The sequence below is a fragment of the Psychroflexus maritimus genome (assembly GCF_011089875.1).
In the GTDB taxonomy this organism is placed as follows: Bacteria; Bacteroidota; Bacteroidia; order Flavobacteriales; family Flavobacteriaceae; genus Psychroflexus; species Psychroflexus maritimus.
This window is the reverse complement of record NZ_JAANAS010000033.1, coordinates 13,250-39,581: the sequence shown is the minus strand read 5'-3', so window position 1 is coordinate 39,581 and position 26,332 is coordinate 13,250. Positions and strand designations below refer to the sequence as shown.

The following is a 26,332-nucleotide window of genomic DNA, read 5'->3' as shown; positions in this document are numbered from 1 at the left end:
GTTTAATTAGTTAATTCTGTAAGTTGTATTTGTAGTTTCAATTTTTTCTGTTCGTTAGGTGAGTTTGACCCATGTAGCACAGTACCTCTAATACTACCTGCAGATGAAGACAAAATTTCATCAAATAATTCTAATTGAGTATCTTTTACTTCCAAAGCACTTGTTTGGTTTACGTTATCAGACACTACTACACCAATCTTTACTGAGTCACGATTTTCATTAATTAATTCGTTAAGGTAATCGGTAATTCTAATTCTATAGAAAAGATTCCCTTCTTCATCTTCAGAAAGCGGCCCTAAGTGAGAAACCAAAGATACGGACGAAGCTTCTGAAAAAGTAGGGTCATTATTATAATCTGCAAAGACTTCATTGTTATCAATATCGTAAATCATTATTCGTCTTGGTCTATTGCTATTTGAAGGAGCTATTTCTTCATCAATATAAAAAATAAGATTAGCCTCATTCACCATAATATCACGATTTCTCAAATCTTCCAATTGATCTGACACACCATCTCCATTGCTGTCTTCGCCAGTGAACAATTCAACAACTGTAGCAAAACCTGCGCCTCCTCTAAGGTATGTTGTTTCTTCTCCATTAATCGTATCTTGCTCACTTAAGCTAAGGTCATTTTCATCATTGGTAAGCCCTAAACTGATGCCCTCTATAAGCAAATCTAATTCATCTTCCAGTATTTCTGATTCTTCACCACTACCTGTTTCGGGATTGGGCGGGAGCTCTACTTCGGTTTTATAGAAAATCCTAATGCCAGCATCTTCACTATTCATATTTAACCCCAAAAGCACATCTCCTTCGGAAGATTCTAATTGAAAAAAGAGTCCTCTGAAGTAATTTTTAAAGGCTGAATTACTTACCAATTCAGGTCCTCCAGCCTTATCAATAATTTGTTCTTGAATAAACTCGTTAGGTATTTTGATTCGTATTTGCGGGTTAATGGGTGTTTCTTCTGTAATTGAATCATTCTCTTGTTCTAATAGAAATTGTTGTTGACTAAGCTCTTCCAAGTTAAGCGATTCGGAAACGGCTATAGGTGTTGCTTCTATATTAGGTAAAAAATCATTGAGCTGGTTATTAAAATAAAGCTGAAATTGGTCAAATTCGCCATCAGGACCGGGGTCAACATTTCTAAGAAATTGATTTGATTTGAATACCTTAACTACAAAATTAGTATTGGCATCTCCAACAACTGAATCGATAGCAAATTCATTTTCAGCAACTAATCTACTGTAAAGGGGCAAGCTAAGAATTGCACTATCTAACTCTACAAATCCGTCAAAATCAGGGTTAGTTCTAGACAGCTCCAATTGTGAAAGTATAGCGTAGTTTCTCTCCCCAAAAACAGGGTCGCTAAAATCGCCAATATAAAAATTAGAAACATTATTTGCTTGAACAGCGCCAATGCTTTCAGTATAAGAAATCACCTCATCTATTTCCATTAAAGGAGGTAAGTCTATACTATTAATTAAGCCTGCTCCGGTTTCTGTAAAGTCGTCATCGCAAGATGAAAAGAAAAATGCAGCAAGGATGAGGGTAAAAATTAAAAAATTAGATTTGAACATATTAGGATTCTTCTTCATTTAATACTTTTGTTAAATAAAAGTTTTGATAAGCTTGAGCAAACTCTTCTTTAGGCACATAGTCAAGACATGGCAAAGCAGCGGCTTCAATGAAGCTTTTAAGCTCTTCATCAATTACTTCAGAAGCTTGAATAATAGCATCTGAATTTTCTATAGCCGTTTTTAGCAAGTTGATATAGTGAGGTTCTTTAAGGTGATCCGCACTTTCTTCTTCAAGACCATCAAACAAAACTTTTTTCATCATTTCATTAGCTAACGTTCCATCAAAGCTTCGATTGTAAACAGAGGTAACTATTTTTGAATTTTTAAACAAAGGTTCGTTTCCGTAATAATTTTTAAGGTACAAAGGGACTAAGGAAGCCATCCATCCATTTACATGAATAATATCTGGTGCCCAATTTAATTTTTTAACCGTTTCAATTACTCCTTTGGCAAAAAAGATGGCGCGTTCATCATTATCAGAGAAAAGCTTCCCATCCTCGTCTGTAAAGGTTGCCTTTCGCTTAAAATAATCTTCGTTATCAATAAAATAGACCTGCATGCGTTCTTTTGGAATAGAGGCCACTTTAATTATTAGCGGCATATCAAGGTCATTGACAACCAAATTCATTCCAGATAAACGGATTACTTCGTGTAACTGATGCCTTCTTTCATTGATATTACCAAATTTAGGCATAAATATCCTGGTTTGGCCTCCCATAGCATTGACCATCTTTGGAGCTTCAAATGAAATTGTAGATATTTCATTTTCAGGCAAATAAGGCACAACTTCTGAAGATACGTAAAGTATTCGTTTATCATTCATAATGTATAAAAATTTCAGATTAACAGTAAAAACGTGCAAATTTACAAAAATTTATGTTGATTGAAGTTAAAATATTAGCTTTGCATCCAAAATCATAATATAGCAAAGTGCAGGTAAGAACAATAGAGGTGCTTCAGTCTGAGCTCCATAAGGTAAAAAATCGCGGTGAGATTATAGGCTTAGTGCCTACTATGGGCGCTCTTCATGACGGGCATTTAGCCTTGGTTAATCACGCTTTTGAAAGCTGTGATTGTGTAGTAGTAAGTATTTTTGTAAACCCTACACAATTTAACAACGCCTCCGATTTAAACCACTATCCTAGAGATGTGGAGCGTGATGTTGAATTACTTCAAAAAAACAAAGCCAATACCATTATATTTACACCAAGTGTTGAAGAAATCTATAAAGAATCTGTAAAAGCCGAGGAATTTGATTTTGGCAGTATTACTCAATTTATGGAAGGTGAATTTAGACAAGGCCATTTTAATGGGGTAGGCACTATAATTAAGCATCTTTTTGAGATTGTACAACCCCATAAGGCTTTTTTTGGGGAAAAGGATTACCAACAACTTCGCTTAATAAAAAAGCTAGTGCAAATCACAAAACAGCCTGTTGAAGTTATTGGCTCTCCAACGTATAGAGAAACTTCGGGCTTAGCAAAAAGCTCAAGAAATAAACGGCTTAATAAAAAACAGCTTGAAACCGCAACTTTAATTTATCAAGCACTTACTTTTGCTAAAGATAATTTTAATCAATTAAGCATTGCTGAAATTAAACATCAAGTTATTCAATTATTTGAGCAAGAACATCAACTAGAATTAGAATATTTTGAAATTGCTTCTACCCACGATTTAGTCCCAACTGAAACTAAGAAAGCAGAGGTGACTTATCGAGCTTTTATAGCTGCAGTTATAAACGAAGTAAGATTAATTGATAACATGGCATTAAATTAATACATTATGTGGATTCACGTTGTAAAATCTAAAATTCATCGCGTAAAAGTTACGGGAGCAGATTTAAATTATATTGGGAGCATTACCATAGACGAAGAACTTATGGAAGCGGCTAATATCATAGAAGGAGAAAAAGTTCAGGTGGTTAATAATTCTAACGGAGAACGCTTAGAAACTTATGCCATTCCTGGCCCTAGAAAGAGTGGTGAAATTACACTGAATGGTGCAGCCGCTAGAAAAGTAGCTAAGGGTGATATCTTAATTCTAATGACTTATGCTATGCTGGAGGAAAAAGCTGCTAAAACCTTTAAACCTGCTTTAGTCTTTCCTAATGAAGATAATCTTTTAGCTTAATTAAACCATGAACAAACAAGCCTCAAAAGGATTAAAAATAGCTATTCCATTGCTTTTGGGCTTAGTTTTTATTTGGTATTCGGTGAGCACTTCTTCTGAAGAAGAATTGAAAACCGTATGGCAAAAGATTAAAAATGCTAATTTTTATTGGATAGGTTTATCTATAATTATGGGTATAGCAGCTCATATTTCAAGAGCCATTCGGTGGAAATATCTGCTAGCCCCATTAGGTTGTAAGCCTGCTTTATACAACAGTTTTTTTGCTCTAATGCTGGGCTATTTAAGTAATTTAGGAATTCCTAGGTCGGGCGAATTACTCAGAGCCGCTACCCTCTCATCCTATCATGAAATAAACTTTGACAAATCTTTTGGTACTATTGTTTCAGAACGACTTATAGATATGTTTTGCTTGCTTTTAATTATAGGGCTTGCTATGATTCTACAAGCGCCTGTAATAATTGATTTTTTCACCTCAAAAGATATTGATTTTCTTAGCAGTATTGGTCTTCTTATCTTAGGCATAGGAGTTGTTTTTGCAGCTTCTAAATTACTCAAAAATTCATCGCATAAGTGGGTACAGAAAATAAGTAAATTTTTAGCAGGTTTGATTCATGGAATGAAATCTATTACTCAAATTAAAAATAAAAAGAAATTTTTATTTCACACCTTTTTTATTTGGGCAATGTATGTTGGTATTTTTTGGGTAACCAAATACAGTATTGAAGAAACAAGTCAACTAAATTTTGGCGTTATTTTAGTGGCTTTTATAGTAGGTTCGTTTTCTATATCAGTAACTAGTGGCGGTTTGGGGGTTTATCCTGTAGCCATAGCGGCAGTATTGAGTATTTATGATGTTGACAAACAATCTGGAGAAGCTTTAGGTTGGATTTTATGGGCTGCACAAACCCTTATAATGTTAGTTTTAGGACTAATTTCGGTAATCTTACTTCCGCTCTTCAACCGGAAACAAATTTTTAATTAATTTAGTCGAAAATTTTAATCAAAATTCAAAAAAATGAAAAAGCTAATTTTAAGCTTACTAATATTTTTTTCAGGGCTTCAAATAGTTCAAGCACAAATAGAGTATAAAACTATTCCTTCTAATATTATGCAAGAAAAAAGGAAGATAAAAATTCAGCTTCCTAGAAGTTATAGCCAACAAAACAAGAAAAAATACCCTATTTTTATTGTTATGGATGGAGAGTATCTATTTGAACCCTTTGCAGGAATGATTGATTATTTGAGCTACTGGGAAGAGATTCCTGAAGCTATTGTTGTTGGCGTAATGCAACAACCTAATAGAAAATTAGAAATGCAAGTTGATGAAGAAACTTACCTGCCTTTTGCTCAGGGAGAAGATTTCTTTGATTTTTTAGACATTGAATTGCTGCCATATATTCAAGAAAATTACCGAACTTCGTTAATGTCTATTATTGCTGGCCACAACTTATCTGCAAATTTCATGAATTTCTTCTTGTTTAGAAATGATGAAAGTTTTCAAGGGTATATCAATTTAAGTCCAACGTTTACTCCAGAAATGCCTTTGCGAATTAAGAAAGCCTTAAGGCGAAAAAAAAGCAAAGTATGGTATTATGTTGCTCATGGAAAACAAGAAAACAATGAAACTAAGAAAGAAATCAAAGATTTTGCAGAAGCTATGGAATCAATAGAAAACCAACAACTTAGTTTTTTATACGATGAAATTGATCAGGCTACCCATTACACGATGGTTGCCCAATCAATTCCTAAGGCTTTAGACTTTATTTTTACCTCCTTTAGGCCAATTACCAACCAAGAATATGAAGACAAGTTATTAACTGTTGCTAACCCCGTCAAATACTTAGAAGATAAATACTTAGATATTTCTAGCTTATACACTATGGATTTTGATATTCGTGTAAATGATCTCATGTTTGTGTCTAAAGCAATAGAAGAAACAGAAAACTGGGAGCTGTATAAGGATTTAAGTAAACTTGCTAAAAAAAACCATCCAAATACACTATTGGAAAGTTATTTTTTGGCGAGGCATTACCAGGAGATAGGAAAACCCAAAAAAGCACTTCGCCATTATCAAGATGCATATGGATTTGAGCCTATTGGTCCCTTAAATAAAGAACTTATGCTCATGCGTGCAGAAGAAATTAAAGAAGTCTTTGGCTATTGATTATGGCAAAAACAAAAACCGCTTTTTTCTGTCAAAATTGTGGCGCTCAACATCCGCGCTGGCAAGGTCAATGCAATTCTTGTAAAGAATGGAATACACTTGTAGAAGAAATTCTTGAAAAAGAAAGTACTAAGCACACCTGGAACAAAGAAATAAGTACAAGCAGTAAAAGAATTGCAAAACCTCAACGACTTCAAGAAATTGAACTCACTAAAGAAGTAAGACTTCGCACTTCAGACCAAGAATTTAACCGCGTTCTTGGAGGCGGAATTGTGCCTGGGTCACTAACCTTATTGGGCGGCGAACCAGGCATTGGAAAAAGTACACTACTTTTACAAATTGCGCTAAAATTACCCTACAAAACCTTATATGTTTCTGGAGAAGAAAGCCTGCAGCAAATAAAAATGAGGGCCGAAAGAATTACCAAACAAGAAGCTAATTGCTTCATCCTTTCTGAAACTAAAACTCAAAATATCTTTCAACAAATAAAAGAATTAGATCCAGAAATCCTTGTCATAGACTCCATTCAAACCTTACATACCCCACAAGTTGAAAGCTCTGCAGGCAGTGTTTCTCAAATTAGAGAATGTACTTCAGAACTCATTCAATTTGCAAAGACTAAAAATGTACCGGTTCTTATAATTGGTCATATAAATAAAGAAGGAAGCATTGCTGGACCCAAAGTCTTAGAGCACATGGTAGATACAGTTTTGCAGTTTGAAGGCGATAGAAATCACGTTTATAGAATTTTGAGAGCTCATAAAAACAGATTTGGATCTACCCACGAATTAGGAATCTATGAAATGCTTTCAACAGGTCTGCGCGAAGTAAGCAACCCTTCCGAAATCCTCATTTCTAACCACAGTGAACATTTAAGCGGAACAGCCATTGCGGCAACCCTAGAAGGAATACGCCCTTTAATGATTGAGATTCAGGCTTTAGTAAGCTCTGCCGTCTATGGAACACCGCAACGTTCAGCAACAGGTTACAATGCTAAAAGATTAAATATGCTGCTCGCTGTATTAGAAAAAAGAGCAGGTTTTAAACTAGGAGCAAAAGATGTTTTTTTAAACATTACAGGAGGTATTAGTGTTGACGATCCTGCCATCGATTTAGGAGTTGTTGCTGCTATTTTATCGTCTAATGAAGATGAACCTATTCCCAATAGGATTTGCTTTGCCGCTGAGATAGGTCTAGCTGGCGAAATTAGACCAGTTAGTAAAGTTGAACAACGAATCATAGAGGCTGAAAAACTTGGTTTTGCAGTAATCATTATTAGCAAAGAATCAAAATTACCAAAAAAAGACTACAAGATTCAAATTAAAAAAGTAGGAAAAATTGAAGATGTAGTTGATTTTATAATTTCATAAGTTTGGTAACTGTCACAAAAGCATTTCGTAAGTTAAACCTTAATTTATGAACTGACTAATTACCCGTTTAATTACTATATGCATTTAATAAAGCGAAATTGCTTTTTTCCTAGATGATGCTTTGGTTTATTTGCATCTGATAAGTAAGGGATGGAAATCAGGAGCAAAGAAATACCGATAGAAAATGAATGAGCAAAATAGCCACATTTAATGGTGAAAATTGTATAAAAACAGAATATAGCAATAAAAATAAAATAAGTTTTTTTTAAGAATCAAGCCATTTAAGTTGATTTACTGCTACTTAATCTATTCATCAATTTCAAAATTTTAACATTTTATACCCATTAAGGGGTATATTTTTCTTAAATACTTCGCCATATATTTGAATCATCTTCTTATTTAAATAGCAAGTGAGTTTTTATAGGGGTATATTTATTTCACTTGCATTAATTCTTAAAAGCCTAACTTGAGTTAGGCTTTTTTGATTTTCGTTAGAAAATCTAATTAAAAATGTACTACTTTTGAATAAAATTAATAAGCATGAGCTACTTGTACATTAAATCATTACACCTCATCTTTGTCATCACTTGGTTTGCAGGATTGTTTTATATTCCACGCTTATTTATTTATCAAATTGAGGCTTTAAATAAGCCAAAAGAACAAGCCACACCAATTGTTGAACAACTCAAGCTTATGACTAACCGGTTATGGTTTATTATTACTTGGCCTTCAGCTGTGTTGGCGACTTTTTTTGCCATTTGGTTGCTCATCTTGAACCCAGGTTGGCTACAAGCACCTTGGATGCATATTAAACTTGGTTTTGTGGTGGTTTTGATTTTATACCATTTAAAAAATCATCAAATTTACAAACAATTTCAGCGCGATGAAATTAAATGGACTTCCAATCAAATGCGTATTTGGAATGAAGGTGCCACGCTTATCCTTTTTGCTGTGGTGTTTCTAGTAATTACAAAATCGGCTGTAAATTGGGTGTATGGAACATTTGGGCTAATAGGTCTAGCCTTGGTTTTAATGCTAGGCATAAAGCTTTATAAACGAGTAAGAAAAAATTAAAAAATAGACTACATTTAAACAATAAACACTTACCTATGATTTGGGGTTCCAATTCTCTTTCTAGCAAAATATTTGTATCTACTATAAGCTTAGTGCTAATTGCTTCTATATTAATTGCTGGAGTTACTATTTATCAGTATAAAGAGGAAGCAAAAGACCTTCACAGAGATAAGCTAGAGCGCAAACAAAAAGCAATCAATTCCAATATAAATTATGTTTTTCGAACCACTACATACCCTTTAGAAACCAATTATATCCCTTTAATATTTAAAGAAAAAATCTATGAAATTCAAGAAATACATAGTGAAGAAATTAACATCTTTGACTTAGAAGGCAATTTATTGATTTCTTCTTATGCTTCCTTTTATTCTGACTCTTTAGAGCAAGAAGTTCCTCAGCGCATTATTCAAAAATTAGAAAATTCCTCAAACAAAAAACACGTTGAAGATTTTAAGTTTGAAGACCAACGCTATCAATCTTCATACACCTATATTACGAATCCATTTTTTAAGCCCATTGCTATTCTTAATCTGCCTTATATAGAGGATGACGGCTATATGGATCAAGAATTGAGAGATTTTTTTGTCATCTTATCTCAAGTGTATCTATTAATGATTTTAGGAGCAGTACTCTTAGCTTATTTTTTATCTAAACTAATTACCAAATCCATTAATAAAATTGGAGAGCAAATAAGCGAAACCAAACTCACTGAAAACAACACACAGCTGTCGGTTCAAAATGCTGTTCACGAACTTAAACCACTAATTAATGCCTATAACAAAGCAATGGTTGAACTAGAAGAAAGCAGTAAAAAACTAGCTCAGTCTGAACGCGAGGAGGCCTGGCGGCAAATGGCAAGACAGGTAGCTCACGAAATAAAAAATCCGCTTACTCCCATGCGATTAACAGTACAGAGTTTTGAACGAAATTTTAATTTAGGAAATATCAAAAAACAGGCCGATGTAAAAGACTTTTCTCAAACTTTAATCCAACAAATAGATACCTTAACGGCAATTGCAGAAGCTTTTTCTAATTTTGCTAAAATGCCTTCACAAAAAAGTGAATACCTAAATATTACTAAAACTATACAATTAGCCTGCGATATTTTTAAAGGCCCTCATTTTCATGTCTATACAGACAAAGAAGATATTTATGCTAAATTTGACCGAGCTCAATTAATTCGAGTGATTACCAACTTAGTTAAAAACGCCCAACAAGCTACCGAAAACAAAGAAAATCCATTTATAATTGTAGAAGTAAGTGCAACAAAAACCCGCGTTAAAATAAGTGTTTCAGATAATGGTGTGGGTATTGATGAAGAAACACAAAAGCGTATTTTTGAACCCAAATTTACCACCAAAACAAGTGGCATGGGACTAGGTTTAGGTATGGTGAAAAATATTGTTGAAAACTTTAAAGGAAACATAAAGCTCAAATCAAAAGTAAATAAAGGAACTACCTTTGTTATTGAAATACCAAAAAATTAAAACAATGAATTACGAAAATTTACATGTTGAAAAATCAAATCAAATAGCCAAAGTTTTTATCAACCGACCTAAAAAACTCAATGCTTTAAACAGAGCTACTCTTCAAGAAATACATGAAGCTTTTAAAGGTTTAAAAGATGATGATGAAGTTAAAGTAATCATCTTAACAGGAACCGGTGAAAAAGCTTTTGTGGCAGGTGCAGATATAGCTGAATTCGCTAATTATAGTGTTGAGGAAGGAAAAGATTTAGCAGCAAAAGGGCAAACCTTGGTTTTTGACTATTTAGCAAACTTTCCAAAGCCCATAATAGCTGCAGTTAATGGCTTTGCACTTGGGGGTGGGTTAGAATTAGCTATGGCTGCTCATTTTAGAATTGCTAGTGAAAACGCAAAACTAGGCCTTCCTGAAACCTCTTTGGGGGTAATTCCTGGCTACGGTGGCACACAGAGACTTCCCCAGTTAATTGGGAAAGGTAGAGCTATGCAAATGATCATGACTGCCGAAATGATTACAGCTCAAAAAGCTTTAGATTATGGCTTAGTGAATCAGGTTGTTCAATTAGATGAATTAATTGATGTGGCTGAAAAATTAGCGGGTAAAATAATGAATAACTCAATGAAAGCTATTGAAGCTGCTATTAAAGCCATAAATAATAACTATAAAGATGGAGTAGATGGATTTAAAACAGAAATAGCCGCTTTTGGTGAAGCTTTTGGAACCAATGATTTCAAAGAAGGTACGGAAGCCTTTTTAAACAAGCGAAAAGCAAACTTCTAAGCTTATACCAATTTAACCATCAAATGACGCTATTTAGCTCATTCATTTTCCCATATATTTCCTTGTTCACAATTTCCGTAACCCTGCTATGCAAATTATTCACAGCGTTATATATGAAAAAAGCAATTTCGTTCTCTTAACGACATTTAATAGTAAAATTGGTATTATACCAATTTAAGTTTGCAAAATGAGGTTGAAAACAAGGCTTAGCTAACTGATTAAAAATAACAAAAAAGCCGCCTTTTATAAAGGCGGCTTTTTTGCTTTTAACTTAAGCTTACCAAATTCTCACGCGATTTTCCGGAGCTAGGTACATAGGATCTCCTTCTACAATATCAAAAGCTTCATAAAAAGCATCAATATTTTGTAAAGGCACATAAGCCCTGTATTCACCTGGCGAATGAGGGTCTGTTTTAACCTGTGTTTTTAAGGCTTCTTCTCTAATTTTTGTACGCCAAACTGTAGCCCAAGACATGAAGAAACGTTGCTCTGGAGTAAAGCCATCAATATTTCCTGGTTTTTCATTCGTTTCAAAATGTAACATCAGTCCGTCATAAGCTCCAAGCACTCCTCCTAAATCACCAATATTTTCACCTAAGGTAAATTTACCATCAATAAAATGACCTTCCGTTACTTCAATCGCAGAATACATGTCAGCAAGCTTTTCACCTCGAGCGGTAAAGTTTTCTAAATCCTCATCGGTCCACCAATTTTTTAAGTTTCCATCAGCATCAAATCGGGCGCCAGAGTCATCAAAAGCATGAGAAATTTCGTGGCCTATAACTGCTCCAATACCTCCGTAATTAACTGCAGCATCTGCTTCATAATTGTAAAAAGGCGGTTGTAAAATAGCTGCAGGAAAAACAATTTCATTCATCATTGGGTTAAAATAAGCATTCACAGTTTGTGGTGACATTCCCCACTTGCTTTTATCTACGGGCTCTCCAATTTCATCTAAACTGTCTTGGTAATTCCAAGCACTTACAGCTTGCATGTTTTTAAAATAAGATTGATTGGCATTCACTTGTAAATCGCTGTAGTCTTTAAATTCGTCTGGATAACCTACTTTAACGGTAAATTTATCTAGTTTTTCAATAGCTTTTTCTTTGGTATCTTCCGTCATCCATTCTAAATTTTCAATACGCTGTTGAAAAGCTAAAATCACATTATCAATCATTTGTTCTGCATCTGCTTTAGCTTCCGGTGGAAACATCTTTTCTACATAAATTTTTCCTACCGCTTCACCAATACTTCCATTAACTACAGATAGCGCTCTTTCATCTAATGGCAACTGTTCTTGAGCACCGCTTAGTTCTTTGCTGTAGAACTCCCAATTAGCTCGATCTAATTCAGTAGTCAATTGAGATGCTGCAGAACGTAAATTAGCCCATCTCAATAAACTTTTGATATCTTCTATAGGAGTTTCTTGAAAAAACTTTTCTAATTCTTTCATATAGTTAGGTTCCATCACTAAAACCACATCTAATTGATCTTCTATACCTAAATCCTGCGCATGTTTCACCCAATCTATTGATGGAGTAAACTCTTTTACTTCATCAATTTGAAAACGATTATTAAAATTGTTAAAATCTCTTCGTTCTACTTTTGATAAACGTGGTGCGGCTAATTTTGTTTCCATAGCTAAAATCTTTTCAGCTTGATCTTGAGCTTCTGCTTCAGAATCGCCTAAAAACTGTAACATTTTAGATACATGCTTAACGTATTTTTGTCTAATTTCTTCAGACTCTTCATCTTCGTTGGTGTAGTAATCGCGCTCTGGCAAGCCAAGACTTCCTGTTCCTAAATAAGCTACGTTCATGTTGCTGTCTTCTGGGTCTGCATAGGCTGAAATACTAAAAAAGGGAGTAGAAAGTTGAGAAGGATACTTCCCTTTCAAGTTTTGTAAATCTTCTACACTTGAAAGTGCTTCAATTTTTTTCATAAGCGGCATTAAAGGTGCTAAACCAGCTTGATTTCTTGCTTCAGTATCCATGATTGCATCAAAAAGAAAAATGGCTTTAGCTTGATCACTACCTTCCTTAAAATCTTGATTTTTTCTACCCTCTTCTAAAAGTTGTAATACATTTTTATCAGTTTCTTGGCGTAAAATCTGAAATCCTCCCCATGAAGTTCTGTCATCAGGGATTTCAGTATCATTTAACCAAGTTCCGTTAACATACCTAAAAAAGTCTTCCTTCGGACTCACATTCATATCCATATACTGAGTTTCAATACCTGAATTAGCTTTTTCTGCTAAATCTTGGTCTTTTTTTTCGTTGGTTTGCTCACAACTAGCTAAAAAACTAAGCCCAGCTATACATAAACCAACTTTTTTCCAATTTGATTTCATTATTCTTAAATTTTGTTTGTGCTAAGGTACTATTTTTAAATGGACTATAAATAATGCTAAAATTTTTTTGGGATAAGGCAATTACTTTATTGGTTTTTGGACAAGTATTTTTTACAAAATCTTTACTCTTTCAAAAATTTCACATCTATTCTACTTATTGTATCTTTGCAAATTCTAAAAAATACAGCAATGCAGTTATCAGAACAGGAAATCGTAAGAAGAGAAAAACTGAAATCATTAAAAACCATGGGTATTAATCCATACCCAGCAGAGCAATTTAATTACACCCATACTTCTAAACAAATTAAGGAAGATTTTGAACAAGGTAAAGCTGTTATTGTTGCTGGGCGATTAATGTCTAGAAGAATACAGGGAAAAGCTTCTTTTGCTGAACTGCAAGATGGCGAAGGCCGAATTCAAGTGTATTTCAATCGTGATGAAATTTGCCCAGACGAAGACAAAACTGCTTATAATGAGGTGTATAAAAAACTTTTAGATATAGGTGATTTTATAGGAATTGAAGGCGAATTGTTTACTACTCAAGTAGGCGAAAAAACCATTTTAGTAAAAGATTTTAAATTGCTTAGCAAGTCTTTAAAACCCTTACCGCTTCCTAAAAAAGATAAAGAAGGTAACGAATATGACGGTTTTACTGATGCCGAAATGCGTTACCGCCAGCGTTATGCCGATTTGGTAGTCAACCCACATGTAAAAGATATTTTTATGAAGCGTAGCCGACTTTTCACGGCCATGCGGAATTTCTTTAATAATCATGGGTACATGGAAGTAGAAACTCCTGTGTTACAGTCTATTCCTGGGGGAGCGGCAGCACGACCTTTTGTTACTCACCACAATGCTTTAAATATTCCATTATACCTAAGAATTGCAAATGAATTATATCTAAAACGACTTATTGTTGGTGGTTTTGATGGCGTCTATGAGTTTTCAAAAAACTTCAGAAATGAAGGCATGGACCGTACTCATAATCCAGAATTCACCGCAATGGAAATTTATGTTTCCTACAAGGACTATAATTGGATGATGGAATTCACTGAAAATCTTTTGGAACACTGTGCAAAAGCTGTAAACGGAACTACTAAAGCACAATTCAAAGAACATAAAGTCGATTTTAAAGCGCCTTATGCGCGAGTAACTATGACGGAGGCAATCAAGCAATTTACAGGTTTTGACATCACTGGAAAATCTGAAGAAGAACTAAGAGAAGCCGCAAAAGGCATGGGCTTAGAGGTGGATGAAACCATGGGTAAAGGCAAGTTAATTGATGAGATTTTCGGCGAAAAATGTGAAGGCAATTTTATACAACCTACTTTTATTACTGATTATCCTAAGGAAATGAGTCCGTTGTGTAAATCGCACAGAGACCATCCTGAACTTACAGAACGATTTGAATTAATGGTCTGTGGAAAGGAAATTGCTAATGCTTATTCTGAATTAAATGACCCAATTGACCAACGCGAACGTTTTGAGGAACAATTGAAATTAGCCGCTAAGGGAGATGATGAGGCAACTGAATTTATTGATGAAGATTTTTTACGCGCCTTAGAATACGGAATGCCTCCAACTTCTGGCTTAGGTATTGGAATGGACCGTTTAATTATGTTTTTAACTAATAATCCGTCTATTCAAGAAGTATTGTTTTTCCCTCAAATGAAACCTGAAAGAAAGAAAGTAGAACTAAATGAGGAGGAAAAAGCAGTACTTGCAGTACTCGGTCCTGAAGCTGAAGACCTCAACGAAGTAAAAAAAGCTTCCGGTTTAAGTAATAAAAAGTGGGATAAAGCTACAAAATCGCTTCGAAAAAAAGAATTGATTAAAATAGAAAAAACCGAAACAGGTTTACACATTTTAAAGCTGTAATTAATTACTTAGTAATCATTCTTAAACATAGGTTTTTTGGTAATCACTATGGGCATCCAAAGAAAACCTTGTATCTTTGAAATTCAATTTTAAATAACTAAATATGAGATTGTTAATTTTTAGTTTAAGTTTATTTATTTCTAGTTTAAGCTTTGCACAAATGATGCCTGGAGGTATGGGCGGTGCAGGCGGAGGCATGGGTGGTCAACGACCTGGCGGTGGAAGCGGTCAAGGTGGTGGAGGTGCCGTGATGGAACCTAAATCTGCTACTCAACAAAACCTAGAGCAACGCCAAGAAGAAAAACTAAACCAATGGCAAGAAGATTTTGAAAAAAGCATCAATAAAATATTGAAGCTGAAAAAGAAAATGGATAAAAACGAAGAAAAAATTGAAAAATTTCTTACCAAAAAAGAAGAAGCTAAAAGCGATGAGAAAACTAATAAGATTGATAGGCTAAAATCTAAAATTAAAAAGAAAGAAGAAAAAAATGAAAAGCTAGAAAAAAACCTTAATGAATGGATGGAGGTAAAAAATAGCGTTCAAGATTCGATTAAAAAAATGAGCAGAAGAAATTAAACTTCAAAATTTAAGATTACATGAAGCTCTTTTTAGCTTTTTATACTTAATTTTGCATCAAATAATATGGATATGAATTTATTAGCAACTATTTACATGATGGGACCTTGGCAAATTGTACTTATTGTGCTGGCTTTATTGCTGTTGTTTGGCGGCAAAAAAATACCAGAATTAATGCGAGGTTTAGGTAGCGGAATTAAAGAATTTAAAGACGCTTCTAAAGAAGACACTCCTGAAAACGGAGAGGATTCTAAGTCAATTAAATAAATTTACTTTTTTTCAATATAAATTTAAGCCTGACTAATCGTCGGGCTTTTTTACTAACTACTAGTGCTTAGTATAGAGAATCTTACTTTTGCTTATCAAGAAAAAACTATCTTAAAAGGTATTAACCTGTCTATTATACAAGGTAAGCAGGTCGCTTTAATCGGAGAAAGTGGAGCGGGTAAAAGCACTTTACTATCACTTATTCATGGAAATTTACTCCCGCAAAAAGGTGAAATACTGTGGAATTCTGAAAAGATTTTAGACCCTAAGAAAAAGTTAGTTGCAGCACATGACAACATCAAATACCTTACCCAAGAATTTAATGTCATGCCTTATACTAGTGTTTCAGAGAACATCAAAGCTCCTCTTTCTAGAATGTATCCCAAAAAAAACCAGAAAATAAGTCGGCAGTTGCTAGAAGTTGTTGGTCTTGAAGATTATGCAGACACGAAAGTTAATCGGTTAAGTGGCGGTCAAAAACAGCGGGTTGCTTTGGCTAAAGTCTTGGCAAAAACCCCAGATTTATTACTTTTAGACGAACCTTTTAGTCATATAGATGTGCATCAACGCAATCAACTTAGAAGAAATTTATTTGCTTACTTGAAACAAAAAGGCATTACCTGTTTATTTGCTACCCATGACCCAGACGATTTTCTAAGTTTTGGAGATGATTGCCTTGTTTTACGAGCAGGTGAAATCATAGATTACCGGCCAATGCAACAGGTATATCATTCGCCTAAAACTAAATATACCGCCTCATTGCTTGGTGAAATGAATATCATTAACGGAAAAATGCTTCAACTAGAAGCGTATTTGCATAATGAGGAATTTGTAGTTTATCCTCATGAAATTTCAGTCACTTCAGAAGCTTCTCTCAAAGCAAAGATACATTCAGCTTATTTTAAAGGAAATCATTATTTAATTGAAGCTTTCTTGGCCAACAAAAAAGTGTATTTTACTCATTCTTCAGCTTTGCCAGAGCAAACAATTAGTAGTATTAAAATTGAAGTTGATTTGGCCAAAAGAAAACTTAATTAAAGATTCGAATTGTATTTCCAGACTCTTGAACACGGTAGCTGTACAAAGGATACTGCAAACCGTCTTGATTAGGTTGACCACTATACAAATCGTAAGAATTAGGCGGATCACAATTAGAAACAGCCTCAAAACCTTGAATACTTAAAAGCGAGCAATCTCTTGGTGTTAGGTTGGGATCGGCTGCATCCCAAGCAAGAATTCCGCCACCGGTATTAAAAACAATTAATCCTTTGTTAGCAACGCCAGGATAATAAATAGCATTTCCAGCAAAATTAAGCTGATTGTAAGCTGGCAACGAAGTATTTAAAGTAATTTCAAAGCGCAGATTTAAAAGATTTGGATTATCGCGTCTTAAATCGTCATCTTCGCAGGAAAAAAAAGGAAACACAAAAAGCATGAGCAAGAAAATGCTGAATTTATTGATATTGTTTTTAAAGGTGAATGCCATGGGATTTCTGGTGTTTTAAATCATTCATTATCAAATTTAAAGCATTTTAATGCTTTCTAATTGATAGTATGCTGCAAATTTATTACATTTGTATTTAGAATCCTGTACGCAAGTCGGGATTCTTTTTATTTTTTATAGTTAAAACGAAAAAATATGAGTAAAGTATCTTATTATACTGAAGAAGGCTTGAAAAAACTCAAAGCAGAGTTAGATCAATTAAGGGATGTAGAGCGCCCTAAGGCTTCGCAAGCTATTGCAGATGCCAGGGATAAAGGAGATTTAAGTGAGAATGCAGAATATGATGCTGCAAAAGAAGCACAAGGAATGCTAGAAATGCGCATTTCTAAATTAGAAGAAGTTGTGGCCAATGCGCGCGTGATAGATGAGTCTCAATTAGATACTTCAAAGGTATTAATTCACTCTAAAGTAAAGCTTAAAAACTTGACCAACAAACAAGAAATGACTTATACTTTGGTGGCTCAAAGTGAAGCCGATTTAAAAACAGGAAAAATTTCTGTAGATTCTCCCATTGGGAAAGGTTTACTTGGAAAAAAAGCTGGCGAAGAAGCAGAGATTGAAATTCCTAACGGAAAAATTAAATTTGAAATTATTGAAGTAAGTAGGTAGTTACTAAACTTCCACTAAAAATACCGACTTTACAATAAAGCGGTATTTTTTATGAGGTCACTAAACCAATAGATTATTTCAGTTAGTCAATTAAATCGCCTCTTAAACGGCGGTATTCTTTTTGCGATTTGACATAAAAAATACTGTCTTGATGATTAAAAATTAGTTGCTCATAAAACTCCATTGCCAAATCGGGTTGGTCTAAGTAAAGTCGATGAATTTCAGCTAATCTAAAATAAGCGTTATCGGCTAATACATCCGCTCTAAAGTAATCTATAATACGTTGATAGGCTAATGCTGCTTGTTTATAATTTCCAAGTTTTTCATTAATTTGCCCCATCCTATACAAGGCTTCATCTTCTATAGGTTCAGATTCAAAGGTTTTAATAACTTCTTGCAAAGTGCTTAAAGCAGCTTCATTTTTTTCTTGAAAAGCCAATAAATCTGCTTTAGCTACTTTTTGTAATGCCGTTTGTATAGAATCTTGGTAAGAATTGTCTTTAATATGTCTAGAAAGCTCAATAGCATCATTAGAAATCTGTTGCGAAGTAGATTTCTTTAGCACCTGTAACTGCGTAAGTGCCCACTCAAAATCGCCTTTGTAGTAACTGGTTTTTGCGACTTTAAATCGCGCTTCCTGGGCTAACTCGTTATTTTTAAGAATTTTTTCTATTTGCGTGTAGTACAGTAAAGCTTGATTAAATTTCCCTTCCAATACAAAAATATCTGCCAAAAGCATTTTTATTTGTGCTTCAGCAAAAGCGTTGAGTTTGCCTGCTAAAAGTTTTTTTGTAAATTGAATGGCTTGCTTACGTTCTTTAAGTTGAAAAGCCTTGAACTTAGCATAATTGAGCTGCAAAAACAAACTTTCTTGTGGCGAGTAATTGGTAATCATAGCTTGGTATTCCTCTTCAATTGAAGCAAAACTAGAAGCTCCCTCAAATTGAATTCGTAAACTTAATTGTGCATCTTTAGCTTTGAGTTTTAAACTTGAATAAGGAGCTTTTTCAATGATGTAATTATACACCAAAAGAGCTTCCTCAAAATGCGAAGAAGTACTTGCTACTTCAGCTAATTCAAAAAGGCGATTAAAACTTTGTTCTTCACTACGTTGGTAAATTGCCCGCTCTTGAGCAAAGGCTTTTTTATACGCTTCTTCTTGCACAAACAACCAACTAAGCAACTGATTATAAATTACATTAGGTGCTTCATTTAGCATTTTTAACAAGGTCTTTTTCAAGAGTTGATTAGCTTCATTTTTTGGATTCTTGGTAATGAAATCATTAAAATTCCTACTTACAACATTTAAATAATTAGGATTATCTACAATTAAATAAAGGTAGTTGGTAAACATTTTTTCTAAATTGCCTTGCTCACCATACAAACGGGCTAATTGGATTTTATAATTTACCCGCGGATTAATGGAGTTAGCGCGTTCATAAGCTTCAATTGCTAAATCTAATAAGTTGTACTGCTGAAATGCGTTACCTACCGAATACGCATAATTGGGGTTTTCTGAAACGGCGTCTAGCGCTTTTTGAAATTCTGCTGAAGCTTTTTCGTCTTTCGCTTGCAAAATCAAAACCTGACCTAATTCAACATTGATGTTTGGATAACGTAACGAATTTCCTAAGTAAGTTTGAAGTAATTTTTCTGCTTCCACAAGTTGTTCTAATTCTAAGTAAGATTCACTTAAACCCAATAAATACTTTTGATTGCGCTTATTTTTTTGATAAAGCTGCTTGTATAAGGCATTGGCTTTTTCATATTCACCTTGATTCATGTAATTTTCAGCTAAATTGATAGATTGCGCATCAACTAACTGAAATAAAAAAAAACTTATGGAAATTAATAGGTATTTCATGTGCAAAAATAAAAATCTAAAATTACAATTTTAAAGTCAATTTAATTATAAAGCCTTTCATAAATTAGCAATTACAATGACATATTGTTTTTAATTTAAAATAGATGTTTAACTTTACCCATGCGAATTTTTTACTTCATATTAGTTAGTAGCTTACTTTTTGCTTGTACCTCTTCAAAGCAAGTTAAAAGAACCGCAAGCCCCTCAGCAACAGAATTTGATGCTAATTTTTTTGAACACCCAAATGAAAAGTCTTCTGTTTTTGGACGGTATTTTTTTCCGCAAGGCGATTTAAGAGCTTTGGTTATTTACGTTGATTTTGAGGAGGAATTTTTAGACCCGAAGGTACATGATGATTTAAAATATTGGCCCATAGGCGAAGATTTTCCTATGCATAACGAAAAATCAATCATTCAAAAAAATCAAAGTTTAATATGGGGTTATCAAGATTATGCACAGTTCAAAAATCATGATGCCAACGCCAATAAAAATTTAGATAATTTATCTGCTTTTTTCTATGAAATGTCTAATCAAAAATTTCGATTTTACTTTGAAACCCTAAAGCATCCTGAAACCCAAAAAGCAATTTCAATTAAGATAGACCCTACAAAAGTAACTTCTTCAAGTGCAGGAAGGAATGAGTTAAATCGACTTGTGTTTGAAAAAATTAGATCAATTTACCCTTCAGATTATGATTGGTCTAGGTTTGATTCTAGAAAAAACTCACCCAATTACCAAGGAATTAACCAAAGTGATTTCGTCAAAGAAAATGAATATGCAGACCATCAATTAGATTTTGTTATTCTTTTGTTTAGGAATTCACCACATTGGAAGCCTCACCCCAATGGAAGCAAAAATGGAGTACAATGGCGGAAAGCTATTATGGGTACAGGAGCCAATGAAGTAATAGGCAACAAAAACGGAACGCCAATTAAAGTTAGCCACGAAGGCATTAGGGTGTTTAACACCCACCGCAATTTACATCACGAATTAGAAATTATCTTGCATGAAATAAGTCATGCCATGCTAAGTTTGCCCCACTATAATGGAGCGAATAAAGCCGAAGGAAATTATTTTTTCTATCCTTATGGCTGGGGAATGATGGACACCTATGCTAGAACAATTTCAATTGCTAACGCTTGGGAACGTTGGTACGCTGGATGGACAGAAATTACCCACGATGTGCAAGCGAACAAAAACTTTGACTCTACTTACCTACTCAAAGATTATTTGAGAAAAAATGAAAGTATGCGCATCAAATTACCTCACCAGGATAATGAATATCTATGGATTGAGTATAGGAAAAACAAACATCCCTTTTATGGAAGAGGGAGAAAAAACAAAGATCGTTATGGTGAAAAAATTGAGCAAAATCAATTAGGTGTTTTTGCCTTTACCGAAAAAGTAGCTTCCTCAAGAACTCAAGTTTTTTCGACTAATAGTCAAGGAACTAACGGAATTAAAACCCTCTATGGAAAAGGAAACTTTGACTATGTTTTTGATGATTTTTACCTCCGGCATTACGCTTGGAACAACTGGGCTTTAAATCTAACTAACCAAGGAAAAAATGCGTATGGAGGGCAAAATGAAGCCATGTTGTTTAGGCACGATTTTAACGAAAATAACAAAATTGATCAACCAACAGGAAATAACGGTGCAGGAAGTAAATACATTGATGGCCACAATGTTTATGAAATTAACCAAGAAATAGTAAGAGGCCATTACTTGCCTAATGCACCAATTAAAAAATCTAAAATAAGCGCCTTCACCAATCCGCCCATTACCAACTTTCAAGCCATGAATTGGGAAAAAAATCAACTAGCTCCTGTTATCCTACATTCTTTAAGCATCGAATTTTCTAAAGATAAAAACAATGACTTATTACTTAGCGTAAATTATAAGGACGGTATTATAGAAGATGATTTTAGAATGACTGGCCCTATTATTTTGCCAGCTGGCGAAGTTATTCAGTTGAAAAAAAACAACACCTTACAAATGAACAAAAGTAAGACGGTAAATCGCTATAGGGCTGTTGATGGTGATTTTATTGAACCCACAAATTTTACTGTTGAAGCGGAAGGAAAATTAATTTTAAACGAAAATTCAACCTGGCTAATTCAAGAAAACACCTCAGTTAATTTAACTGATGGCAGCTTCTTCGAAATGCATGAAAATGCAAAAATAATTGTTGAAAATGCGAAGTTAATTGTTGGCGAGGTTCAACTTTCAATTCATCCAACAGCAAAAGTAATTATAGACCAAGTGGCCTTTTCAGCTGAAGAATTTTTCAGAATAAAAAATGAATAAGCTTCTTAATATCATTGAATTGTTAACTTGGTGTTGAGTTTAAACCAACTTAATTTTGTTTTTTTGAAGCTACTTTTTGTAATTGGTCTTCTAGAAATTCGATGTCTCTTGCAAACATCATTTCCTTAGGAATTCTAAACTCTACTTCTGCGTTTCTAAAAACATAATCTCCTACTAAAAAAACTGCTTCTTCAACGGCTTCATAGGCTAAGAAATCACGTTTCTCAAAACACCAAAACTCTTGTGGTTTATAAATTCCCTTTGAAGTGAATTCAAAATAATTGTGCATTGGTCTTGTGAAGTAATTAAACAAATTCACAAGCCCATATAAGCCAATGATGTAAGTAGAGGCATTGTTTGCATCTTTAGAAGTGAACCCAAGTAATAATGCGATTAAAACTGCCACCACTCCTAAAACAGGTAGAAATTTATAATACTTTGACCTTACTTGGTTGGTCAATTTAATTATTCGGGGGTTCATTGGGTCTTGTTTTCTCTAGGCCTACTTCCTGAAATTTCACATTAAAGATAATTCTTAATTTTTTAATGTTCGCCTTGTAAAAAATACATATTTTTTTCGGCGTTTTCCTTTTTTATAACTTAAGCTTATTGCTGTAATTTCTATAATCTAGCTTGCCTTGTGTAACAATAGCTTATTAACCTGAATTCGAGTATAATCACTCATTTAAGTGGATTAACACCGAAGTAAGCAAGCTAAAACTAATTGGAATTAAACTTTATATTTCAAAACAGGAGATCTTCCTTTTTTAAAGATTTTATTGCTATTGTGTTTTCCTGCGCGAAGTTTCTTTTGCTCTTCATAAGGAAGTTGAATAATTTCCTTACAATGGTCTGAACAACAATCATCCATTTTTTGGGCACATTCATCACATTGAATAAATAGTAAATGACAAGCATCATTGGCACAATTCACGTGTGTATCGCATGCTTTTCCACATTGATGGCATTTGGCAATTACCTCATCTGAAATTTTTTCAGCGCGTCTTTCATCAAAAACAAAATTCTTCCCTAAAAACTTATTTTCTAAGCCTTTTTCATTGACTTGCCGGGTGTATTCAATAATTCCGCCGTTAAGCTGAAACACATTCTTAAAGCCCTTGTGTTTGTAGTAGGCACTTGCTTTTTCACAACGAATTCCACCGGTACAATACATCACTAAGTTTTTATCTTCTTTATGATCTTTTAAGTCGTTTTCAATAATATCTAGACTTTCTCTAAAGGTATCTACATCAGGAGTAACTGCATTTTTAAAATGACCTATTTCACTTTCGTAATGATTACGCATATCTACCAAAACCGTATTCGGATCTTCAATAAGTTCGTTAAACTGATCCGCATCTACATGAACACCTTTGTTCCTTACATCAAAAGTATCATCATTAAGTCCGTCGGCCACAATTTTATCACGAACCTTTACTTTGAGCTTCAAAAAGGATTTATTGTACTGCTCAATGGCAATATTTAAACGCACGTTTTCAAGAAAGTAAATCTGGTCTAAAAAGTTTTTAAACGCGTTAAAACCTTTAGCAGGAACGGAAAGTTGAGCGTTGATTCCTTCGTGAGCCACATAAATTCTTCCTAAAACCTGCATTTGGTCCCAGGCCACAAAAAGGTGGTTTCTAAAAAGTTGTGGATTTCCAATTTTGGCGTACGTATAGAAAGAGATGGTGAGCCGTTCTTCTCCAGCTTCATCAATTAATTGTTCTCTTTCTTTAGCACTTAATTTATTGTACAGTTGCATGCTATACTTGTTTTAATTAAATGAATAAGAAAATTTTGGCAAATGTACAACAATTCAGTTATTTGGTAAAATTATGTTTTACTTGAATGATTTAGTAATCGAAATAAGCTAAAAGAGAGGCGCGTTGTCTTCTTTTTAATAAAACTAATACTTCACTCCTTGATACGACAAATTAAACCTTTTTAAAACATTATTTGCCTTGAAAGTCACAGAGTCAAATAAGCTACATTACTAAATTTGCATACTGATTCTGTAATCGAATCCTTGAACTAAAATAAAAATAACATGAAAAAAATTATTTCAATCCTGGCTCTATTCTTATGCTTTGGTGTAAGTTATGGTCAATTATTTGTCTCTGATGGCAGTAATTTTACTTCCGACGGAGAATTGGTAATTTATACCAATGAAGATGTAGTAAATGAAGGCACTATTGAGTTTAAAGAACAAACTCAAGCAAGTGATCAACCTGATTTTGTTGTTGATGGAGGCTTAGATAACTCGGCTTCAACTGCAACCTTAACTTTTACTGAAACACGCTTAGTTATTGGAAGCGGTGGCTCTAATTCTAGTTCTACCGATGTGTATAAGTTCCAAGATAGAGATGCAACAACTCAGATAGGCGATGAAGTGAAGTATGTAGTGCTAGATAAAGACGGAGGCACTGTTGATGTAACAGCTGGTCATCTAGGCATAAGAAATCACTTTACCTCAACTGCTGGAACCTTAAATGCCGATGATCCTACGGCGGGAGTGATTACTCTATTGAACCGAAGCGCAACTCAAGTAGCACAAGTTTTACCTTCAACAGGTGGTACAGCACGTCTAGAAAGCGAGCGTTACTTTACAGCTAATAGGGCTTGGCGCTTTATCTCTCCCTCAGTAACAACTGCCACAAGCATTCAAGCTAACTGGATGGAAGGTGCAACAATTCATACACAGAACCCAGTGCCAGGTTTTGGTACACATATAACAGGGGATCCTGCTAATGGTTTTGACGAAAACACTTCGGGTTGGAATTCCTTATTTACTTTTGATAATGTAAATCAAGCTTGGGGAGTTTTACCAGATGTAGATACTGAAACTTTAGCATCTCCTACAGCCTATAGAATCTTAGTTAGAGGGGATAGATCAGTTGACACATCTATTGACGACACAAATTCACCAGAAACTGTATTGAGAAATAGAGGTGAATTAAATATTGGTGATATGACTGCTTTGACTACATTATCAACTACAAATGATGATTTTAACTTAATTGGTAACCCGTATCATTCACAAGTCGATATGGATGCGGTTTTAACAGATGCATCTACTACAGGTATTAAATCTACACACTATTACATTTGGGACCCGAATATTAGTGGAAATGGAGGTTATGCTACTATTGTTTTAAATGATGGCGGTACAACTGCAAACGGTAGTGACGGAAATGAATTTTTACAACCTATGCAAGCTGCTTTTGTTCAAACAGCCGCAAGTGGGACTCCTTCTATTACTTTTAAAGAAGCACACAAGAAAACAGATGATGCTAATCCAACAGCAACTTTTGCAATGGAGAAGTACATTAATCTTAAAATTCACCCCGCCGATGATTATACGCCACATGGCTTAGCACTTGATGGGATTAGAATTAATTTTGGAGACAGTAATATGAATAGTGCAGAAGATGATTACCTTCATCCAAGAAACATCGATGAAACTCTTTCTCGATTAATTGATGCTGATCGTTATTCTGTTGAATATAGAAATAATCCTGTGGAGTTTGAAGTTCTTCAACTTCAACTGAACAACTTTAGACATACAGATTATATTTTTGAAGTTGATTTAGTTAATGAATTTAATCATGAAATCTTTATTAAAGATAATTATACAGAGGAAATGATTCTTGTTGATAGTGATCATTTTACTTACGAATTTCAAGTTGATGAAGGTATTTCTGAATCAATAGACGATTTAAGATTTCAAATTGTATTTGGTGATGAAACCTTTAGCACAGACGAATTTGATAATGACGCTATTAGCTTATATCCAAACCCATCTAGCGGAAGCTTTAAAATAGCAGGCGAGAATATTATGGGAGAAACTCAAGTTGCTGTATATAATCAATTAGGTCAAAAAGTATATACTAAAAATTTTGAAGCTAATAAAACTTTAAGTGTAACCGATTTTAAAGCTGCAACTGGTGTTTACTTTGTTAAAGTTCAAAGTAATGAAAGAAACTACAACCTAAAATTACAAATTAAATAATCATGAAAAATATTAATAAATTAACTATACTGTTCTTTTTTTCTTTGTTTTTAATCAGCTTAGTAACTTTCGCTCAACAAGATGGTAGTAATTTTCCACTTCCAGGAGGAGATGGTGATTCTACTAATCAAATTGATGTACCCATTTTTGGTAATATTATTCTCTACTTATTTTTAAGCATTGGTTCTTTATTAGGGATTAAAAAAATAAAAAATAAAAAATAAATTCAACTAATTACCACGCACTCTCCTATTAGTAGTGCGTGGTATTTTTTTATATCTAATTAAACTAATTTATTCTTCTTTATTCTTCTTTATTCTTCTTTATTCTTCTTTATTCTTCTTTATTCTTCTTTATTCTTCTTTATTCTTCTTCATTCATCTT

The 26,332-nt window shown here is 34.0% G+C and carries 23 protein-coding genes; 16 read left to right on the top strand and 7 right to left on the bottom strand.

Translation table 11 applies throughout. The annotated features are described in order from the left end of the window. Positions 1–2: 2 nt before the first annotated feature. Positions 3–1,598, bottom strand: coding sequence for a DUF4270 domain-containing protein (locus tag G7034_RS02985; protein WP_166399478.1), 1,596 nt, complete (start codon positions 1,596–1,598; stop codon positions 3–5). Next, positions 1,582–2,403 (bottom strand): glycogen/starch synthase, encoded by an 822-nt coding sequence (locus tag G7034_RS02980; RefSeq protein WP_166399477.1) that lies wholly within the window; start codon positions 2,401–2,403, stop codon positions 1,582–1,584. The genes G7034_RS02985 and G7034_RS02980 overlap by 17 nt, the downstream gene beginning before the upstream one ends. A 107-nt stretch (positions 2,404–2,510) precedes the next feature. On the opposite strand from G7034_RS02980, the gene panC reads away from it, so the two are divergent. From panC to G7034_RS02940, 8 genes are all read left to right on the top strand, one after another. Further along, complete coding sequence (gene panC, locus G7034_RS02975; RefSeq protein WP_166399476.1) at positions 2,511–3,356, top strand: pantoate--beta-alanine ligase; 846 nt, start codon at positions 2,511–2,513, stop codon at positions 3,354–3,356. Positions 3,357–3,362: 6 nt separating this feature from the next. Beyond that, the gene (gene panD / locus G7034_RS02970) at positions 3,363–3,710 is read left to right on the top strand and encodes an aspartate 1-decarboxylase (RefSeq protein ID WP_166399475.1); all 348 of its coding nucleotides are present in this window, start codon (positions 3,363–3,365) and stop codon (positions 3,708–3,710) included. 7 nt (positions 3,711–3,717) lie between these two features. After that, on the top strand, positions 3,718–4,692 hold the full coding sequence (locus G7034_RS02965) for a lysylphosphatidylglycerol synthase transmembrane domain-containing protein (protein WP_166399474.1): 975 nt from the start codon (positions 3,718–3,720) through the stop codon (positions 4,690–4,692). Positions 4,693–4,725: 33 nt separating this feature from the next. After that, on the top strand, positions 4,726–5,874 hold the full coding sequence (locus tag G7034_RS02960; protein WP_166399473.1) for an alpha/beta hydrolase: 1,149 nt from the start codon (positions 4,726–4,728) through the stop codon (positions 5,872–5,874). A gap of 2 nt (positions 5,875–5,876) precedes the next feature. Beyond that, a complete protein-coding gene (gene radA / locus G7034_RS02955) occupies positions 5,877–7,244 on the top strand; it encodes a DNA repair protein RadA (RefSeq protein WP_166399472.1) in 1,368 nt (455 codons plus the stop codon). Between the two features lie 540 nt (positions 7,245–7,784). After that, positions 7,785–8,318, top strand: coding sequence for a CopD family protein (locus tag G7034_RS02950; RefSeq protein ID WP_166399471.1), 534 nt, complete (start codon positions 7,785–7,787; stop codon positions 8,316–8,318). Positions 8,319–8,353: 35 nt separating this feature from the next. Then, positions 8,354–9,805, top strand: coding sequence for a sensor histidine kinase (locus G7034_RS02945; RefSeq protein WP_166399470.1), 1,452 nt, complete (start codon positions 8,354–8,356; stop codon positions 9,803–9,805). A 4-nt stretch (positions 9,806–9,809) separates the two neighbouring features. Next, positions 9,810–10,583, top strand: coding sequence for an enoyl-CoA hydratase/isomerase family protein (locus G7034_RS02940; RefSeq protein WP_166399469.1), 774 nt, complete (start codon positions 9,810–9,812; stop codon positions 10,581–10,583). 277 nt (positions 10,584–10,860) lie between these two features. Here the strand turns inward: G7034_RS02940 and G7034_RS02935 are convergent, their stop codons facing one another. After that, on the bottom strand, positions 10,861–12,933 hold the full coding sequence (locus G7034_RS02935) for a M13 family metallopeptidase (protein WP_166399468.1): 2,073 nt from the start codon (positions 12,931–12,933) through the stop codon (positions 10,861–10,863). Positions 12,934–13,122: 189 nt separating this feature from the next. Between G7034_RS02935 and lysS the strand changes: the two genes are divergently transcribed. From lysS to G7034_RS02915, 4 genes are all read left to right on the top strand, one after another. Continuing rightward, the gene (gene lysS, locus G7034_RS02930) at positions 13,123–14,811 is read left to right on the top strand and encodes a lysine--tRNA ligase (protein ID WP_166399467.1); all 1,689 of its coding nucleotides are present in this window, start codon (positions 13,123–13,125) and stop codon (positions 14,809–14,811) included. 103 nt (positions 14,812–14,914) lie between these two features. After that, on the top strand, positions 14,915–15,388 hold the full coding sequence (locus tag G7034_RS02925; protein WP_166399444.1) for a hypothetical protein: 474 nt from the start codon (positions 14,915–14,917) through the stop codon (positions 15,386–15,388). Between the two features lie 72 nt (positions 15,389–15,460). Beyond that, positions 15,461–15,655, top strand: a complete 195-nt coding sequence (gene tatA, locus G7034_RS02920; RefSeq protein WP_166399466.1) for a twin-arginine translocase TatA/TatE family subunit — start codon at positions 15,461–15,463, stop codon at positions 15,653–15,655. 63 nt (positions 15,656–15,718) lie between these two features. Continuing rightward, on the top strand, positions 15,719–16,693 hold the full coding sequence (locus tag G7034_RS02915; protein WP_166399465.1) for an ABC transporter ATP-binding protein: 975 nt from the start codon (positions 15,719–15,721) through the stop codon (positions 16,691–16,693). Here the strand turns inward: G7034_RS02915 and G7034_RS02910 are convergent. Continuing rightward, positions 16,686–17,141, bottom strand: a complete 456-nt coding sequence (locus G7034_RS02910; protein WP_246166726.1) for a hypothetical protein — start codon at positions 17,139–17,141, stop codon at positions 16,686–16,688. The two genes, G7034_RS02915 and G7034_RS02910, sit on opposite strands and share 8 nt — an antisense overlap. Positions 17,142–17,294: 153 nt before the next feature. Here G7034_RS02910 and greA point away from each other — a divergent pair, with 153 nt between their 5' ends. Further along, positions 17,295–17,768 carry a transcription elongation factor GreA gene (gene greA, locus G7034_RS02905; RefSeq protein WP_166399464.1) on the top strand — a complete coding sequence of 158 codons (474 nt, stop codon included), beginning with the start codon at positions 17,295–17,297 and terminating at the stop codon, positions 17,766–17,768. An 82-nt stretch (positions 17,769–17,850) separates the two neighbouring features. On the opposite strand, the gene G7034_RS02900 is transcribed toward greA, so the two are convergent. Next, positions 17,851–19,632 carry a tetratricopeptide repeat protein gene (locus tag G7034_RS02900; protein WP_166399463.1) on the bottom strand — a complete coding sequence of 594 codons (1,782 nt, stop codon included), beginning with the start codon at positions 19,630–19,632 and terminating at the stop codon, positions 17,851–17,853. A 120-nt stretch (positions 19,633–19,752) separates the two neighbouring features. Here G7034_RS02900 and G7034_RS02895 point away from each other — a divergent pair, with 120 nt between their 5' ends. Next, a complete protein-coding gene (locus G7034_RS02895) occupies positions 19,753–21,939 on the top strand; it encodes a metallopeptidase domain-containing protein (protein ID WP_166399462.1) in 2,187 nt (728 codons plus the stop codon). A 49-nt stretch (positions 21,940–21,988) separates the two neighbouring features. On the opposite strand, the gene G7034_RS02890 is transcribed toward G7034_RS02895, so the two are convergent. Next, positions 21,989–22,420: a hypothetical protein gene (locus G7034_RS02890; RefSeq protein ID WP_166399461.1), complete on the bottom strand. Its 432-nt coding sequence runs from the start codon at positions 22,418–22,420 to the stop codon at positions 21,989–21,991. Between the two features lie 249 nt (positions 22,421–22,669). Further along, positions 22,670–23,701, bottom strand: coding sequence for an oxygen-dependent tRNA uridine(34) hydroxylase TrhO (trhO, locus tag G7034_RS02885; RefSeq protein WP_166399460.1), 1,032 nt, complete (start codon positions 23,699–23,701; stop codon positions 22,670–22,672). Between the two features lie 285 nt (positions 23,702–23,986). Between trhO and G7034_RS02880 the strand changes: the two genes are divergently transcribed. Together G7034_RS02880 and G7034_RS02875 are read left to right on the top strand one after the other, a co-directional pair. Then, positions 23,987–25,948, top strand: a complete 1,962-nt coding sequence (locus G7034_RS02880; RefSeq protein WP_166399459.1) for a T9SS type A sorting domain-containing protein — start codon at positions 23,987–23,989, stop codon at positions 25,946–25,948. A gap of 2 nt (positions 25,949–25,950) precedes the next feature. Then, positions 25,951–26,172, top strand: coding sequence for a hypothetical protein (locus G7034_RS02875; protein WP_166399458.1), 222 nt, complete (start codon positions 25,951–25,953; stop codon positions 26,170–26,172). Positions 26,173–26,332: the final 160 nt, after the last annotated feature.

What these genes read in the sequence shown, in the direction of transcription:
- G7034_RS02985 (WP_166399478.1), bottom strand. Translation starts at nt 1,598, where the DNA reads ATGAAGAAGAATCCTAATATGTTCAAATCTAATTTTTTAATTTTTACC.
- G7034_RS02980 (WP_166399477.1), bottom strand. Translation starts at nt 2,403, where the DNA reads ATGAATGATAAACGAATACTTTACGTATCTTCAGAAGTTGTGCCTTAT.
- panD (WP_166399475.1), top strand. Translation starts at nt 3,363, where the DNA reads ATGTGGATTCACGTTGTAAAATCTAAAATTCATCGCGTAAAAGTTACG.
- G7034_RS02965 (WP_166399474.1), top strand. Translation starts at nt 3,718, where the DNA reads ATGAACAAACAAGCCTCAAAAGGATTAAAAATAGCTATTCCATTGCTT.
- G7034_RS02960 (WP_166399473.1), top strand. Translation starts at nt 4,726, where the DNA reads ATGAAAAAGCTAATTTTAAGCTTACTAATATTTTTTTCAGGGCTTCAA.
- radA (WP_166399472.1), top strand. Translation starts at nt 5,877, where the DNA reads ATGGCAAAAACAAAAACCGCTTTTTTCTGTCAAAATTGTGGCGCTCAA.
- G7034_RS02950 (WP_166399471.1), top strand. Translation starts at nt 7,785, where the DNA reads ATGAGCTACTTGTACATTAAATCATTACACCTCATCTTTGTCATCACT.
- G7034_RS02945 (WP_166399470.1), top strand. Translation starts at nt 8,354, where the DNA reads ATGATTTGGGGTTCCAATTCTCTTTCTAGCAAAATATTTGTATCTACT.
- G7034_RS02940 (WP_166399469.1), top strand. Translation starts at nt 9,810, where the DNA reads ATGAATTACGAAAATTTACATGTTGAAAAATCAAATCAAATAGCCAAA.
- G7034_RS02935 (WP_166399468.1), bottom strand. Translation starts at nt 12,933, where the DNA reads ATGAAATCAAATTGGAAAAAAGTTGGTTTATGTATAGCTGGGCTTAGT.
- lysS (WP_166399467.1), top strand. Translation starts at nt 13,123, where the DNA reads ATGCAGTTATCAGAACAGGAAATCGTAAGAAGAGAAAAACTGAAATCA.
- G7034_RS02925 (WP_166399444.1), top strand. Translation starts at nt 14,915, where the DNA reads ATGAGATTGTTAATTTTTAGTTTAAGTTTATTTATTTCTAGTTTAAGC.
- tatA (WP_166399466.1), top strand. Translation starts at nt 15,461, where the DNA reads ATGAATTTATTAGCAACTATTTACATGATGGGACCTTGGCAAATTGTA.
- G7034_RS02910 (WP_246166726.1), bottom strand. Translation starts at nt 17,141, where the DNA reads ATGGCATTCACCTTTAAAAACAATATCAATAAATTCAGCATTTTCTTG.
- greA (WP_166399464.1), top strand. Translation starts at nt 17,295, where the DNA reads ATGAGTAAAGTATCTTATTATACTGAAGAAGGCTTGAAAAAACTCAAA.
- G7034_RS02900 (WP_166399463.1), bottom strand. Translation starts at nt 19,632, where the DNA reads ATGAAATACCTATTAATTTCCATAAGTTTTTTTTTATTTCAGTTAGTT.
- G7034_RS02895 (WP_166399462.1), top strand. Translation starts at nt 19,753, where the DNA reads ATGCGAATTTTTTACTTCATATTAGTTAGTAGCTTACTTTTTGCTTGT.
- G7034_RS02890 (WP_166399461.1), bottom strand. Translation starts at nt 22,420, where the DNA reads ATGAACCCCCGAATAATTAAATTGACCAACCAAGTAAGGTCAAAGTAT.
- trhO (WP_166399460.1), bottom strand. Translation starts at nt 23,701, where the DNA reads ATGCAACTGTACAATAAATTAAGTGCTAAAGAAAGAGAACAATTAATT.
- G7034_RS02880 (WP_166399459.1), top strand. Translation starts at nt 23,987, where the DNA reads ATGAAAAAAATTATTTCAATCCTGGCTCTATTCTTATGCTTTGGTGTA.
- G7034_RS02875 (WP_166399458.1), top strand. Translation starts at nt 25,951, where the DNA reads ATGAAAAATATTAATAAATTAACTATACTGTTCTTTTTTTCTTTGTTT.